General features: G+C 64.0%; 16 protein-coding genes. 14 read left to right on the plus strand and 2 right to left on the minus strand.

The window, feature by feature from the left end:
- Positions 1-123: 123 nt before the first annotated feature.
- The 4 genes from dsbD to dsbG (ACVCMC_RS05175) all read left to right on the plus strand — a co-directional run bounded on the left by dsbD (position 124) and on the right by dsbG (ACVCMC_RS05175) (position 4,029).
- Positions 124-1,974, plus strand: coding sequence for a protein-disulfide reductase DsbD (dsbD, locus tag ACVCMC_RS05160; protein ID WP_447098902.1), 1,851 nt, complete (start codon positions 124-126; stop codon positions 1,972-1,974).
- The gene (locus ACVCMC_RS05165) at positions 1,971-2,234 is read left to right on the plus strand and encodes a hypothetical protein (RefSeq protein WP_447098903.1); all 264 of its coding nucleotides are present in this window, start codon (positions 1,971-1,973) and stop codon (positions 2,232-2,234) included. Before dsbD ends, ACVCMC_RS05165 begins: the two co-directional genes overlap by 4 nt.
- Positions 2,235-2,380: 146 nt before the next feature.
- Positions 2,381-3,226, plus strand: coding sequence for a prolipoprotein diacylglyceryl transferase family protein (locus ACVCMC_RS05170; protein WP_447098904.1), 846 nt, complete (start codon positions 2,381-2,383; stop codon positions 3,224-3,226).
- Complete coding sequence (dsbG, locus tag ACVCMC_RS05175; protein ID WP_447098905.1) at positions 3,223-4,029, plus strand: thiol:disulfide interchange protein DsbG; 807 nt, start codon at positions 3,223-3,225, stop codon at positions 4,027-4,029. The genes ACVCMC_RS05170 and dsbG (ACVCMC_RS05175) overlap by 4 nt, the downstream gene beginning before the upstream one ends.
- Here the strand turns inward: dsbG (ACVCMC_RS05175) and ACVCMC_RS05180 are convergent.
- Positions 3,965-4,402, minus strand: coding sequence for a DUF6691 family protein (locus ACVCMC_RS05180; RefSeq protein WP_447098906.1), 438 nt, complete (start codon positions 4,400-4,402; stop codon positions 3,965-3,967). The two genes, dsbG (ACVCMC_RS05175) and ACVCMC_RS05180, sit on opposite strands and share 65 nt — an antisense overlap.
- A gap of 240 nt (positions 4,403-4,642) precedes the next feature.
- On the opposite strand from ACVCMC_RS05180, the gene ACVCMC_RS05185 reads away from it, so the two are divergent.
- The 4 genes from ACVCMC_RS05185 (at position 4,643) to ACVCMC_RS05200 (ending at position 7,214) form a co-directional block, all read left to right on the plus strand.
- On the plus strand, positions 4,643-4,966 hold the full coding sequence (locus ACVCMC_RS05185; protein WP_447098907.1) for a TlpA family protein disulfide reductase: 324 nt from the start codon (positions 4,643-4,645) through the stop codon (positions 4,964-4,966).
- Positions 4,963-5,721 carry a thiol:disulfide interchange protein DsbG gene (gene dsbG, locus ACVCMC_RS05190; protein ID WP_447098908.1) on the plus strand — a complete coding sequence of 253 codons (759 nt, stop codon included), beginning with the start codon at positions 4,963-4,965 and terminating at the stop codon, positions 5,719-5,721. The genes ACVCMC_RS05185 and dsbG (ACVCMC_RS05190) overlap by 4 nt, the downstream gene beginning before the upstream one ends.
- Positions 5,722-5,917: 196 nt before the next feature.
- Entirely contained in the window at positions 5,918-6,418 is a 501-nt protein-coding gene (locus ACVCMC_RS05195) for a DUF2243 domain-containing protein (RefSeq protein ID WP_447098909.1), read from the plus strand.
- On the plus strand, positions 6,399-7,214 hold the full coding sequence (locus ACVCMC_RS05200) for a cytochrome c oxidase assembly protein (RefSeq protein ID WP_447098910.1): 816 nt from the start codon (positions 6,399-6,401) through the stop codon (positions 7,212-7,214). The genes ACVCMC_RS05195 and ACVCMC_RS05200 overlap by 20 nt, the downstream gene beginning before the upstream one ends.
- Positions 7,215-7,436: 222 nt before the next feature.
- Here ACVCMC_RS05200 and ACVCMC_RS05205 read toward each other — a convergent pair whose 3' ends face one another.
- Positions 7,437-8,366, minus strand: coding sequence for a LysR substrate-binding domain-containing protein (locus ACVCMC_RS05205; RefSeq protein ID WP_447098911.1), 930 nt, complete (start codon positions 8,364-8,366; stop codon positions 7,437-7,439).
- 124 nt (positions 8,367-8,490) lie between these two features.
- Here ACVCMC_RS05205 and katG point away from each other — a divergent pair, with 124 nt between their 5' ends.
- From katG to ACVCMC_RS05235, 6 genes are all read left to right on the plus strand, one after another.
- Positions 8,491-10,752, plus strand: coding sequence for a catalase/peroxidase HPI (katG, locus tag ACVCMC_RS05210; protein ID WP_447098912.1), 2,262 nt, complete (start codon positions 8,491-8,493; stop codon positions 10,750-10,752).
- 174 nt (positions 10,753-10,926) lie between these two features.
- Positions 10,927-11,367, plus strand: a complete 441-nt coding sequence (locus ACVCMC_RS05215) for a fused DSP-PTPase phosphatase/NAD kinase-like protein (RefSeq protein WP_447098913.1) — start codon at positions 10,927-10,929, stop codon at positions 11,365-11,367.
- 220 nt (positions 11,368-11,587) lie between these two features.
- Positions 11,588-12,214: a peroxiredoxin gene (locus ACVCMC_RS05220; RefSeq protein WP_447098914.1), complete on the plus strand. Its 627-nt coding sequence runs from the start codon at positions 11,588-11,590 to the stop codon at positions 12,212-12,214.
- A 147-nt stretch (positions 12,215-12,361) separates the two neighbouring features.
- Positions 12,362-12,574, plus strand: coding sequence for a YgaP family membrane protein (locus tag ACVCMC_RS05225; RefSeq protein WP_447098915.1), 213 nt, complete (start codon positions 12,362-12,364; stop codon positions 12,572-12,574).
- A gap of 70 nt (positions 12,575-12,644) precedes the next feature.
- Complete coding sequence (locus ACVCMC_RS05230) at positions 12,645-14,084, plus strand: bifunctional metallophosphatase/5'-nucleotidase (RefSeq protein WP_447098916.1); 1,440 nt, start codon at positions 12,645-12,647, stop codon at positions 14,082-14,084.
- 267 nt (positions 14,085-14,351) lie between these two features.
- The gene (locus ACVCMC_RS05235) at positions 14,352-15,011 is read left to right on the plus strand and encodes a class I SAM-dependent methyltransferase (protein ID WP_447098917.1); all 660 of its coding nucleotides are present in this window, start codon (positions 14,352-14,354) and stop codon (positions 15,009-15,011) included.
- Positions 15,012-15,103 lie beyond the last annotated feature (92 nt).

Below are 15,103 nucleotides of genomic sequence, written 5' to 3' on the forward strand. Positions count from 1 at the left end.
GGCGAGCTTGCGATGAGCTAAACGACAGTATAGCGGCTGTGGTTCTGTCAAAGCCGGATTCAGTTAATCCTGACTTAATAGTCACCGGCGAACATGCCAGACTCTTCAATCAACTGAGTCGAGATGTCCCGTCTAAGCGTCTTTTTTGTCGTTGCGCTTGCTGGTCTGCTCATGATGCCGTCGACGACTGCGATGGCGCAAATTGGCAGCAGCGACTTCCTGCCCGTGGAGCAGGCATTTTCCTATGGAGTCAAGGTCAGCGCCGACAATACGCTGACCATCACATGGGACATCGCGCCCGGCTATTACCTGTATCGCCACCAGCTCAAGTTCGAAGACAAGACCGGACCCATCGCGGATGTCCGGATGCCCGACGGCGAACCGATCGAAGACGATTTTTTCGGCAAATCCGAGGTGTACCACAACCACGTGGCCGTCACCGTCGCCGCCGGCACCGCGCGTACGCTGAATATTTCCTGGCAGGGCTGTGCCGAGGCCGGGCTGTGCTACCCACCGCAGCATGCCACGCTGAATCTTGCCGACTACGGAATGGGCGGTAGCGATCGCAGTGGCAGCGATTCCGGCTCCGCGGTGGCTGTGGACAACGACAACGACAACGACAACGGCGCCGCCCGCGGATCCGATCTCGGTGAAGATCAATCCTTGGCCGCACGTCTCGCCAGCGCCAATACCGTCTGGGTTCTGGCGGTGTTCTTTGGGCTCGGGCTGCTGTTGGTGTTCACCCCTTGCGTATTGCCGATGCTGCCGATTCTGACCAGCTTGATTGTAGGTTGCGGTGCAAACGGACGGCGTGGATTCGTTCTTTCCGTGGCTTATGTGCTGCCCATGGCAGCGACGTATGCGCTGTTGGGCGTGGCGGCGGCGCTGGCGGGCGCCAACCTGCAGGCGGTGATGCAGACACCGTGGGTACTGGGTACTTTCGCGCTGGTCTTCGTCGTTCTTGCCCTTTCCATGTTTGGCGTTTATGAATTGCAGCTCCCGACGGGCTTGCGCAATCGACTCAATGACGCAAGCCAACGGCAGCGCGGCGGCCACCTCGGTGGCGCCGCGATGATGGGCGTGTTGTCCGCGCTACTCGTCGGCCCGTGCATGACCGCGCCCTTGGCCGGCGCCTTGTTGTACATCGCCGATAGCGGCAACGTGGTGCTCGGCGGCAGCGCCTTGTTCGCGCTGGGCTTGGGTATGGGCGCGCCGCTGGTCATCGCCGGCACAGTCGGTGGCCGCCTGTTGCCCAAGCCGGGCACCTGGATGACTGGCGTCAAGGTGGTCTTCGGCTTCGTGCTGTTGGGTACGGCGATCTGGTTCGTCCAACGGGTGGTGCCGGACAACATCACGCTCGGACTCTGGGGCGCGTTACTGGTCGCCATCGGTGTCACGCTCTACCAACTGGCCGTACATGTGGCGGCGCCGACCCGGCCCGAGCGCATGATCTCGCGTGTCGCCGGGCTGTTGTTCGGCCTTTGGGGCGGCTTGCTGGTCGTCGGTGCGGCCGGCGGTGCCGATAGTCTTCGCGAGCCGCTGGCGTTTGCGTCGACATCCACGTCGGCGAAAACCACACCGTCAATCGAGACGAGCGATTTCATGGATCGCTTCGGTGAGGCAGCCGATCTCGACGACCTCAAAGCGAAGATCGACAAGGCAGCGTCAAACGGCCAATGGACGCTGGTGGATTTCTATGCCGACTGGTGCATTTCCTGCAAGGTGATCGAGTCGGAAGTCTTCGGTAAATCGGAAGTCCAGGCCGCACTCGCCGGATATCAACTGTTGCGGCTCGACGTTACAGACAATGACGCCATCGATCGCGCTCTGATGAAGCATTTCAACATCATCGGCCCGCCCACCATTTTGCTGATAGGCCCCGACGGGCAGGAGCGCCGCGCGGCCCGCGTGGTGGGTGAACTGGACGCGAATGCCTTCCTGCAACATCTTTCCCGCGCCGCAGACAAATCTTGACGTTGACTATTATCGTTTCCGGCGAGTTCGCCGCAGGAGCCTTTGCCATGAAGTGTCGTGATTTCCATTCAGAATGGCTGGCAACCCCCAATGAATTGAGTGAGGCGGCGTGTGCACATGCAGGCCAGTGCACCCGGTGTGCAGAGTTTGCTCAAAGCGTGCGCAACTTCGACCGTCGCTTGATCGAGGCAATGTGCGTGAGCGCACCTGAGTTTGTGTCTTGCAAAGACTTCATGGAGATATTGGCCCATGAAGCTTGACGAATGTCCGCCTTTGCATCGCTTTGAATGCTTCGCCTTTCCATCGTCGACCGGAGTGCGCGACCTTTCGTGTCGCAGAACGGCATGAATGAACCGGATGATGCGGTTACATCCCCTTATTTGCAGAGATGGCACGAATGCTCTCAGTGAATCTCGGCCCACTGGCTATTTCCGTCGGTCAGGCCCTCATGATCCTCGCCTTCGTTGTCGCGTTGATCGTGGGCAAGCTGGCCGCACGACGGCGTGACCTGGCCATCGTTGACAGATTGTTCAATCTCGCGCTGCTGGCCGTTGTGGCAGCGCGCATAGCCTTTGTCGCTCACTACTTTTCTAGCTACGGTTTTGATCCACTGGCGTGGATCGATATTCGCGACGGCGGCTTCGAGGTTGTCGCCGGCCTGCTCGTCATGGTCTTTTATGCCAGTTATCTCACCACGCGCAAGCCGGCGCTACGAGGCCCGCTTGGCGCGGCGCTGTTCGCGGGTGTGCTGACCTGGGGGTTGACCGGCGGCGCGTTGAGCCTGATCGAGAATCAGGCCCGTCGGCCACCGCAGACCGAGCTGTACACGCTCGATGGCGCGGTCACCAACTTGGCGAGTCTGCAGCAAAGCGAGGGCAACCGGCCGATGGTCGTCAATCTCTGGGCGACCTGGTGTCCGCCGTGCCGAGCGGAGATGCCCGTGCTGGAACAAGCACAGAACGAGCATTCCAACATTCTGTTCGTCTTCGTCAACCAGGCCGAGGCCACACCCACCATCCAGAAGTTCATGAATCAAATGGAACTGGACATCGATCACGTGCTGCGGGATCGCCGCGCCGAAGTTGGACGACAGGCCGGTTCAGCCGCGCTGCCCACAACACTGTTCTACGGCGCCGACGGCCGACTGGTAGATAGCCATCTTGGCCAGCTTTCCAAAGCCACGCTGGGCCGAGCGCTCAAACGTTTCAATCTGACCACCGATGATTCGGTACCACCGAAGGATTCCCTATGAAAAAAATGACACGCAACCTGTTGGCACTGCCCTTTGGCGCGCTGTTGATCGGTACCTATGCCTTGTTCACCTGGCCGCGCATCTCCGAAGCTGCCGACACCACGCAGCCCGCTCCAGTGACCGCGCTTTCCGCCCAAGGGCTGGAAATCGTCGAGAAGTTCGATGCCCCGTCTGGCTTGACCGGTTATGCGGCGACGGTGCAAGGCCGACCTATTGCCATCTATGTGACTAGTGACCGCAAACACGCAATTGTCGGTACATTAGTTGATGCCGCTGGCAAGGATATGACCTCTGGGCCGCTTGAGCGTATTGTCGCCGGCCCACAGGGTGAGAAGGCGTGGAAACAAATGGAATCGGCGGCATGGGTGCTCGATGGCAGCAAGGATGCCAAGACAATCGTCTATGAGTTCACCGATCCTAACTGCCCCTACTGCCACAAATTCTGGGAAGTTGCGCGTCCGTGGGTGGATGCTGGCAAGGTACAGATCCGCCACGTAATGGTCGGCATTCTCAAGTCAGACAGCGCCCCCAAGGCCGCCACCATTCTTGCCGCGAAGGACCCTGCGGCTGCGTTCGCGCGTGCCGAGCGCGAATACGGCCAGGGCGGCATCAAGGTGGCCGACAACATTCCCGATTCCGCGCACAAAAAAGTGGCTGCAAACAATGAACTCATGCAGTCCCTAGGCTATTTCGCGACACCTACGATTCTTTACAAAAAGGCCAATGGCGAAATCGGCGTCAAACAGGGACTGCCCCAAGGTAAAGACATCGACGCGATTCTGGGTAGCAAGCCGACCCATTGATCGGTGACCCGAGGGCGGTTTGGCCTTGATTGGCCTCGCTGGGATCGGCGGATGTCTTGCTAGTGCTGCGGTGAAAGCGAGCATACCTGCCGCCAGGCCGAGCAAAAAAACCAATGGCTGCCACGCACCTTGAGCGATGGCCACGCCGGGCCTGAGCATAGACCGGCCAAACCCTAGCCCACACCAAAATGGCCGTACCGCCAATCGGTCGCGAATCAACGTCGCTGCGCGTGGGCAAGTGAAATTTGGCGCCGTATACCGGTCGTGCACGGCGCAGGATGAAGCGAAAACGGACCGGCATAATCATCATGGTGCCACCCAGCGCCAGTGCAAGTGTAGGGTCCCAGTTTCCAGTGGCATCGAGAAAATCCATGAACTCCGCCACATCCCGATCACGTTACAACAGCGATGAAGGGGTGATCACCACCGGAATACTGATCATGCTCCAACGGAACTGGTGAACAATGTCACCTGAATACGCACCATGCACACGCCGCTGCCGGTGCTGGTCCTGCTCGATCTGGATGGGCAACCGATCGCGCTGCAGCAGCTACGCGGCCAGCCGCCCGTCATCAACCTGTGGGCCAGCTGATGCGGCCCGTGCCGCCGGGAAATGCCGGTACTGGCGCAGGCCCAGCAGGCGCGCCCGCAGCTGCGTTTCGTGTTCGCCGACCAGGGCGAGTTGCCAGCAGAGATCCGCGCCTTCCTCGCCGCGAACCGGTTGCGTTTGGCAGGCGTCCTGGTCGACCCCTCTTCGCAGCTGTCGCAACACTTTGGCGTGCGCGGCTACCCGACAACCCTGTTTTTCGACGCGCAGGGCACGTTGCGCAGCGTGCATACCGGTGAGTTGTCGCCCGCCACCCTGGCCGCCGAAGTACGGCACATCGTCCCGCGTGCCGCTGCAGCGGCATCCCACTTGTCTGGAGTCTCTCGATGAAACACTGGTTTTCGTTTCTGTTCGCCATCGGCGTCAGCGCCTGCAGCCAGGCGCAGGACGCGCCGCACTACCCGCCGCCGATCCAGGGCCTGGCCGGTCAGGGCCTGACCATCAAGGGGCCGCTGGAGGCGCCGAAGGGTTACACCGGCTATCGGGGCGAGTACGAGGGCCGCCCGGTGCCGGTGTACCTGTTGCCGGATGGCCAGCACGCCATGGTCGGCACGCTGTTCGACGCCGCCGGGAAAGACTTGACCCAGGGACCGCTGCAGGCAGCCAGCACCCCGGCACTGGATGAGGCGACTTGGGCGCGGCTGGGCAAGGCCGCCTGGGTCGCCGAGGGCGCCGCTCATCCCAAGCGCATCGTCTACGTGTTCACCGATACCGAATGCCCCTATTGCCACAAGCTGTGGGAGGCCACCCAGCCCCTGTTGGCCAACGGCGATGTGCAGGTGCGCCACGTCATGGTGGCCGTGATCGCACCGCAAAGTGCCGCGCGCGCCGCTGCCGTGCTGGACGCTCCCGATCCGAAGGTCGCCATGCACCAGCACGAGACGGCCTTCGGTCACAGCCCGCTCGCCCCGCTGAAGGATGTACCGCCGCCCACCGCCAAGCGCATCGCGGATAACAACGCGCTGATGGATAGCCTGGGCATCAGCGGAACGCCGGCGACGGTCTACAAGGATGCAGACGGAAAAATCCGGATGGCAGTGGGCATGCTGCCGCCGGATCGGATCAAGGCCATTTTCGGTACGTGAAAAAAAGCGGTTTGGATCCGCGCAGGTTCACGGACGCGACAATCGGCTCCCCGCTGGTCTGCGTTCGGCAACGAGGCTTCCTTCTGCTGCCAGTGTCGGGTGCGTGACGGGAAGTTCACTGATCGGTCATGCATGGCGCACGGCACAGGGCCGAGAATCCTGCCTTCGATCCATTCCCCATGCAGGAAAAGGTGCCATGGCCCACCCAAGAGAGTCATCGACCGACCTGGCGTTACCCATCCAGTTACCCGGCATCGTGCTTGGCATCGGCCTCGGCGGATTTTTCGACGGCATCTTCCTGCACCAGGTGTTCCAGTGGCACCACATGTTCAGCAGCATCTACCCGATCGATACCGTCGCCGGCTTGCGCATGAACACCTTTGGCGATGGCCTCACCGTCACCTGGATTGCCGTGCTGGTCGGCCTGGGCATCCTGTACTCAAGGGTGACCGAGGCGCGGCGGCAGGTCTGGGGTTCGCGCGTGCTGTGGGGCTGGATGCTGGTCGGATGGGGCATCTTCAACCTGGTGGAGGGATTGGTGGACCACCAGCTCCTCGGCATTCACCATGTTCGCAGCGGTCCCCATCAGCTGGCCTGGGATATGGCGTTCCTCGCCTTCGGCGTGATCCTGGTCGGGCTGGGCTGGTTGCTGGCGCGGAGCGGACGCATTTTCTCCGGTGGCGCGCGCCAACCCTGAGCACCAGCTCATGATGCATGGTGCCGACGGCCCTTCCATGCTGGCACCTCGCCTGCTGGTTGTCCTTGTTGCCGGCGGCTATCTTTGGCTGGCATGGCGCCAACGGCAGAGGCCACGTGGATGGAGCGCTTGGCGCACAGCCGGCTTTATCGCCGGCAGTGCCTTGTTGATGCTCGGCCTGGTGCCGCAGTGGCTGCCATTTCCGGCAGGCGATTTCAGGAAGCACATGCTGCAGCATCTGTTGCTGGGTATGCTGGCGCCGCTGGGGCTGGTGATGGCCGCGCCGATCACACTTGTGCTGCGTTCGGTGCCGGCGCGTCTGGGCCGGGGCATCAGCCGCGGCCTGCGCAGCCGCTATATGCAGGTGGTCGCCAATCCGATCAGCGCGCTGGTGCTTGATCTGGGCGGCATGGCGCTGCTGTACTTCAGCCCGCTGTATATGGCGATGATGACCGACCCGGCGCTGCACTACCTGGTCCATCTGCATTTCGTGCTGGCCGGCTGCCTCTACACCTGGGTCATCGCTGGCCCCGATCCGGCGCCGCATCGGCCCTCGGTGCCTGCGCGACTGGTGGTACTCGGGGCGGCGGTACTGGTCCACTCGGTGCTCGCGCAGCTGCTTTATGCAGGTTGGTTCGTGCAGGTACCGGCACCGGCCGGGCAACTCCAGCAAGCCGCCGAGCTGATGTACTACGGCGGCGACATCGTCGAGATGCTTTTGGCTATCGCCCTGGTCAGCACGTGGCGACCCACGCGCATGCGGGTCGCTGTACCCGGTGGACGCAAGGTGGCCTAGGAGGCACCGGCCGGCTCGTCCTGCATCAGTGCCAGCTAGCCCCGTTCTCGGGACTGCGGAGGCAGCGATCGTCGATGAGTGATCCTTCGGCCTGACGCCGATCACAGCGACGGCGCTTGCGGCCGGTTCACGCCGCGATGAAATCCCGCAGATCCGAACCGCAGCGGATACATTGCGACGGGATCACGCACTTCGCTGCTCCCGTCTGCCGTCCGCGGAACATCACTTCTTCTGGCGCCCGGGCGGATAGGCTTGGCGAATGGTGCCGCCCACCTGCCTCAGGGCGGCATCGAAGGCATAGTTTTTCCGCCACACGAGCCCGATCGTGCGGCCGGCCGCGTTGCCCGAGAAGCCGCGAACGCACAGATTGACGTCCGTGACTTCGTGCGGCAGAGCCAGCTCCGGCACCAATGTCACCCCCGCTCCCGACGCAACCATCTGCACCAGCGTGGTGAGACTGGTGCCGCGGAAGGTGTCGATGTTTGCGTGAGTACCTGCGCAGAACGCGGCGGATTGCTCACCCATGCAGTGACCCTCCTGCAACACCAGGACAGTGGCGTGGCGAAGCTCGGCGACGTCGACATCGGCTGTGGTGGTTGCCAACCCGTGGCCGCGCGGAGCGACCAGCACAAATCGGTCCCGGGCAATTTCCTCTCGCTCGACGTCGCCGAGATCCGCCTCCAGCGCCACCAGCGCGGCATCGAGCGCGCCGGTTTGCAGGTCGCGCACCAAGACCTGGGTCTTTTCCTCGATCCAGCAGATCAGCAGCTGCGGGTAGGCTTCGCGCAGCGCGGGAGTCAGGCGGGGCAGCAGGTAGGGAGAGATCGTCGGCAATACGCCGATGCGAAGCGTGCCATCGAGCGGGTCGGCGCAGCGTCGGGCCGACCGCACCAGATCGTCGGCTTCACGCAGCACGATCAGCGCGCGCTCAATGAAGGCCTGGCCCGGGCCAGTGACGAGGATATGCCGCTGGTGCTTGTCGCGCTCGAACAGGCGCACACCCAGTGCCTCTTCCAACTGGCCGATCTGCTGGCTAAGCGCTGGTTGCGAGACATGGCAGCGTTCGGCGGCCTTGCCGAAACTGCGCGACTCGGCGACAGCGACCGCATATTGAAGCTGCCGCAAGGTACAGGGATAGGGGCCATGGCTCATAGATGCACACTATCAGTTTCGCAGAAAATCGGTATTAGACCCATTGAGGACCAAGGGCTACTAATGGGCACACCAACGTCCAGCCAGCGCCTGCCCGGGCGCATCCACCAGCCAGGGAAAAACCATGTCTGCCCAGATGAAATGCCCCTTCGCGCAACCTACCGCCGCAGCCAGCGAAGCGCCGTCCAACCGCGAATGGTGGCCCAATCAACTCAATCTCAAGATCCTGCATCAGTACGCCCCGGCGACCAGCCCGATGGCGCCCACGTTCGACTACGTCGAGGCGTTCGAGAAGGTCGACTACAACGCCCTGAAAAACGATCTCCATGCGCTGATGACCGACTCGCAGGACTGGTGGCCCGCCGATTACGGCCATTACGGGCCGCTCTTCATCCGCATGGCCTGGCACGCGGCGGGCACCTACCGCATCGGCGATGGCCGCGGCGGCGCCGGCATGGGCCAGCAGCGCTTCGCGCCCCTCAACAGCTGGCCGGACAACGTTAGCCTGGACAAGGCACGCCGCCTGCTGTGGCCGATCAAGCAGAAGTACGGCAACCAGCTTTCCTGGGCCGACCTGATCGTGCTCACCGGCAACGTCGCACTGGAGTCGATGGGCTTCAAGACCTTTGGCTTCGGTGGCGGGCGTGCCGATGTGTACGAGCCGGATGAGTCGGTGTACTGGGGTTCCGAGCGCAAGTGGCTGGGCGGCGATGAGCGCTATGCACAAGGCTCGCCCGGGGTCGAGGAAACCCACGGCGTGCTGCCGAAGGACGACGACAGCGGACAGCCGCACACCCGCTATCTGGAGAACCCCCTGGCGGCCGTGCAGATGGGCCTGATCTACGTGAACCCCGAAGGCCCCAGCGGCAAGCAGGATCCGGTCCAGTCCGGCAAGGACGTGCGCGAAACATTCGCACGCATGGCGATGAACGACTACGAGACCGTGGCGCTCACCGCCGGCGGCCACACGTTCGGCAAATGCCATGGAGCCGGCAGTGCGACAGCGGTCGGCGCGGCGCCCGAAGGCGCCGGCATCGAGGCACAGGGCCTAGGCTGGCAGAACAGCTTCGGCGCCGGCAAGGGCGGCGACACCATCAGCAGCGGCCTGGAAGGTTCGTGGACGCCCACGCCGACCAAGTGGGACATGAGTTACTTCGACGTGCTGCTGGGTAACGAATGGGTGCAGGCCAAGAGCCCCGCCGGCGCCCAACAGTGGGTGCCCAGGCAGAATACCGACCGCAACATGGCGCCCGCCGCGGATGATGCCTCGAAGAAGGTGCCGATCATGATGACCGACGCCGACATGGCGATGCGCTACGACCCTGCGTACGAAAAGATCGCGCGCCACTTCCATGCGCACCCCGACGAGTTCGCCGATGCCTTCGCCCGCGCCTGGTTCAAGCTGACCCACCGCGACATGGGCCCCAAGGCCCGCTACCACGGCCCCGAAGTGCCGGCCGAAGAGCTGATCTGGCAGGATCCAGTACCTGCGGTCGACCACAAGCTGATCGGCGAGCGGGAAATCCACGCCATCAAGGTGAGGCTGCTCGGATGCGGGCTGTCGACCCAGGCGCTGGTCTATACGGCCTGGTCCGCGGCCTCGACCTTCCGCGGCTCGGACAAGCGCGGCGGCGCCAACGGCGCGCGCATCCGCCTCGCGCCGCAGAAGGACTGGGCGGTCAACCAGCCGGATCAACTGGCCCACGTGCTGCAGACGCTCGAAGGCACCCGCGATGATTTCAACCGGCAAGCGCCGGGCGGCAAGCGGGTTTCGCTGGCCGACCTGATCGTGCTGGGCGGCGCTGCCGCCATCGAAAAAGCCGCCACGGATGCCGGCCATCCGGTAACCGTGCCCTTCACGCCGGGCCGCACGGACGCCTCCCAAGAACAGACCGATGTCGAGTCTTTCGCCGCGCTGGAACCGATCGCCGACGGCTTCCGCAACTACCGCAGCGACAAGTTCAAGGAGATCGCCAGCGAGGCGTTGCTGGTCGACAAGGCGCAGCTGCTGACGCTCAGTGCACCGGAAATGACCGTGCTGGTCGGCGGCCTGCGCGTACTGGGCGCCAACTGCGACGGCAGCGAGCATGGCGTGTTCACCGATCGCATCGGCGCGCTGAGCAACGACTTCTTCGTCAACCTTCTAGACATGCGCAACGAATGGAAGCCGGTCCCGGGCAACAAGGAAACCTTCGATATCCGCGACCGCACCACCGGCGGGATCAAGTGGACCGCAACCCGGGCGGACCTGGTGTTCGGCTCGAACTCCCAGCTCCGCGCGATTGCCGAGGTCTACGGGCAGCACGATGCACAGGGCAAGTTCGTCGAGGACTTCGTCGCGGCGTGGAACAAGGTGATGAATGCGGATCGTTTTGACCTGGCGTGACGGGTGTCCTGTGTGCCGCCGCAGCCCAGCGCGCGGCGCACCGTCACGCTTCCTTGCCACGGATTTTCGGCGGTCATGGCATCGTTCAGCACGGAACGGTCACCCGCCCCGGCATGCAAGGCCCCGCGCGGGTTTCCTTTTCATCAGCGCTACGCCCCGGTTTCAGGAGGCTCCATGCACGCACCTTTTCGCTACGCCGACGGCCACTACGCTGGCGGGCAGCCGACGCCCGAGGAGCTTGTCCATCTTCTGCGTGAGGGCGTGCGCACCGTCATCAATCTGCGGGCGCCAAGCGAAGGCAGCGACTATGACGAAGCCGCCGAAGCCGCGCGGCTCGGACTTCGCTATGTCTCCTTGCCGATCACCGGCGCCGCCGATCTCGATCGCGAGCACGTGCGCCAATTCGGCCACGCGCTCGATCAGGCGCGGCCCGCTGGCGGCGTGCTCACCCATTGTGCAAGCGGCAACCGCGCCGGGGCGATGGTTGCGCTGGACGAGGTGATGAACCGTGGCGGCTCGTTGGACAGCGCGCTCGCGCACGGGCGTGCGGCCGGCCTGGCTGCGCTGGAACCCGCGGTCGTTGCGCTGGCCCAGGCCCAGAAAGAGCCGCGATGACAAGCCGCCTGGCGGGGGCGTGGTCGTCAGCGTCCACGCCGGGCGCTCCACCAGCACAAAAGCTCAGCGCCAGTGCGAAGGGATCGGCCGAACGCCCAGGCTGCATGGACTACCCCGGCAAACCGGCACCAGCGAGGCTGCGCCCACGTTCGGTTGATTTCACGCATACCGTCTTCGACAGGCACGTTATTCCCATTCCGTTAAACCTGAGGATCTTCCGATGAGCCTGAAACTCGGCGAAACCGCACCCAACTTCCAGATCGCGACCACGACCGGCGACATCGACTTCCACCAGTGGGCGGGCGATTCCTGGGTGTTTTTCTTCAGCCACCCGGCCGACTTCACGCCGGTGTGCACCACCGAGATGGGCCGCACCGCGCAGCTGGCGCCGGAGTTCGCCAAGCGCAACGTCAAGCCGCTGGGCCTGTCGACTGACTCGGTTGACGAGCACCTGAAATGGATCAAGGACGTCGACGCCACCCAGCACACCACGCTGGAATTCCCGATCGTCGCCGACGCCGACCGCAAGGTCGCCGAACTGTACGGCATGATCCATCCGGGCCAGAGCGATACCGCCGCAGTGCGTTCGGTGTTCATCATCGACCCGCAGAAGAAGATCCGCCTGACGATGACCTACCCGATGGCGGTCGGGCGCAACTTCGAGGAGATCCTGCGAGTGATCGATGCGCTGCAGACCAGCGATAAGCATCGGGTGGCCACCCCGGCCGACTGGCGTCCGGGCGACAAGGTGATCATCCCGCCGTCGATCAAGAACGACGAGGCCAAGGGGCTGTTCCCGCAGGGCTGGGACGAGATCCGTTCCTACCTGCGGCTGACGAAGCTGTAGCCGGCGATTGCCGCGCAAACCATGCGAAGACCGGCCTTGCCGGTCTTCGAGCTCGAACCATCGAATCCTCACGCCGCCTCCACGGGCAAATATCCTTAATGTCCATTCGCAGGGAGGCAGTCACAGCACACCAACAGGAGCACTGCCATGAAAAAAAACATGGGTACGGCCGACCGCACCATCCGCATCCTCATCGCCATTGCCATCGCCGTGGCTTATTTCACCGGAATGATCGGCGGCGCACTGGCGATTGTGCTCGGCATCATCGCCGTGATCTTCGTGCTGACCAGCCTGGTCGGCATGTGCCCGGTTTATTCCTTGCTCGGAATTTCCTCGTGTCCGCGTCGCCAACGCGTCTGACCCGCGACCAGGCTGCGCTCCCGCGCAGCACAGGCAGCGGGCGCGTTGTCGTACACAATATCGAGCCGCCATGCCTCGCCTGACCGTCCTGCAATTGAACGACCTTCACGGTTATCTCCAGCCCCACCCCGAAATGGTGCGCGGCGAGCACGGCGAATGGCAGTTCACGACGTTGGGCGGGCTGGCACGCATCGCCGGTCTGTTCGAGCGCGTCCGCGCGGAACGCCCGGACGCAGTGGTCACGCTGGACAACGGCGACACCTTCCATGGCACCCATGTGGCCGTGGCCGGCAAGGGCATGGCGCTGGTGCCCGCGATGAACGCGCTCGCCTTCGACGCGATGGCGGTGCATTGGGAGTTCGCCTACGGACCCGACGGCGTGCAGCGGATCGCCGAACGCCTCGACTACCCGATGCTCGCGATCAACTGCCACCGCAAGCACGACGACCAGCTATTCCTGCCGCCGTGGCGCATGGTGACCCGCGCCGGACTGCGCATCGCCATCATCGGGCTTGCCTGCCCGATCATCGACAAGACCATGCCGCCGTCGTTCAGCGAGGGCCTGTATTTCACCATCGGCAACGTCGAACTGCCGCGCTGGATCCGCCACGTGCGCGAGGAGGAGGGCGCCGAGCTGGTCATCGTGCTGTCGCATCTGGGTTTCCCGCAGGACGTGAAGCTTGCCGGCGAGGTCGCCGGGATCGATATTTTGGTCAGCGGGCATACCCACAACCGCATGGCCCGGGCAATCGAGGTCAACGGCGCGATCCTCTTCCAGTCCGGCTGCCATGGCTCGTTCATCGGCCGGCTCGATGTCGAGGTGGAGCAGGGCCGTGTGGTCAGCCACCAGCACGCGCTGGTGGCGATCGACGAGTCGATCGATCCGAATCCCCAGATGGCGACACTGGTCGACGACGCGCTTCGCGCCGAGCGCGAGACGATGGCGGAAGTGGTCGGGCAGACCGAGCTGCCCCTGCATCGCTACGCCATGCTGCACGCGCCGATGGATGACTTGCTGGTGGCGGCCATCGCCGAGGCCGCCGGCACGCAGGTCGCGTTCTCCAACGGCTGGCGCTACGGCGCGCCGATCCCGGTCGGCCCGGTCACGCTGGGCGACCTCTGGAACATCGTGCCGATGAACCCGCCGATCTCCACCACCGAGCTGACCGGCGCGGAGCTCCGCCAGATGATCGAGGTCAACCTCGAGCGCACCTTCGCCGCCGACCCCTACCAGCAGATGGGCGGCTACGTGAAACGAATGGCGGGCGTGCAGGTTTATCTCAGGGCCGAAAACCCGGACGGCCATCGCGTGGATCGCCTGTTCGTCGAAGGCGAACCGGTCGCGGACGAGCGCGTCTACCGCTGCGCCTTCATCACCGAACAGGGCGTGCCGGCACGCTTCGGCCGCCGTCGCAAGCGGCTTGGCGTGCATGCGATCGACGCACTGCGTGCGCGCCTGCAGCGACCGTGGCCCGGCTTGTGCCCGCCAGCTTCAGTGGTAGAAATCTAGCAACAGCCAACCGATCCGCTCACTGCATGGGGGACGACCCACCCGCTGGAGCGGCTCGGTCGGACACGGCTGCGTCGCGTTGCTCGCCACAGCGCGGACGTTCTTCACGTACATCCACACCGCCCCGCTGTGCACAGCCGTTGCAGGTTGACGGAGGAAATCAGGGGCGCTTCGGTTTTTTCATGCCGCTTCCGTCGACCCGGGCCGGCGCTTGAATTGGCGGTCCGGGGCGCCCATCTCGACGCACATTCCCCGAAGGTACCCATAATGGCCATCCCCACATCCCCATCAATTCAGGAGCAGAACCGCCAGCGCTTCAACGTGATCGCGGCCGATTGGGACGAAAGCCCGCGACGGCGGGAGCTGGCCTCGGCGGTTGCGGCCTCGATCGAAGCAGCGGTGCCGCTGCAAGCGGACTGGGAGGCCATGGAATACGGTTGCGGCACGGGTCTGGTGGGCGCCACGCTGGCACCAAAACTGGGGCGGCTTCTGGCCTGCGACGTGTCGCCCGGCATGCTCGCGGTGCTGGAGGCGAAAGCCGGGGCGGCCGGGCTCGATAACCTGCAGGCGTGCGTGCTCGACCTCACCAGCGAGCCACCGCCGGCACAGCCGTTCGACTTTATCTTCAGCAGCATGACGATGCATCACATCCCCGACGTGCCGGAGCTGCTGCGCACGTTCCACAGCATGCTCAAGCCGGGCGGGTGGCTGGCGCTGGCCGACCTGGATGCCGAGGACGGCACCTTTCACGAAGGCGGCGTGAGCGGCGTCATGCATCATGGCTTCGACCGCGACGCATTCCAGGCTGAGCTAGAGGCTGCGGGTTTTCTCCAGGCCCGTGCGTGCACCGCCTGCGTGGTGAGCAGGCCAGCCGCCGAAGGTCGCCACAGCGACTATCCGGTCTTTCTGGTCACCGCCAGGGCTTGACGCCGGCAACTGCCCGCAGGTCACGGCCGGAGGGCGAAGCTGCACGCTATCGAGCGCTATCGCGCCTGCCTGGCCGAAGAGGAGTCGAACGC

The sequence above is a fragment of the Rhodanobacter sp. UC4452_H20 genome, assembly GCF_052978205.1.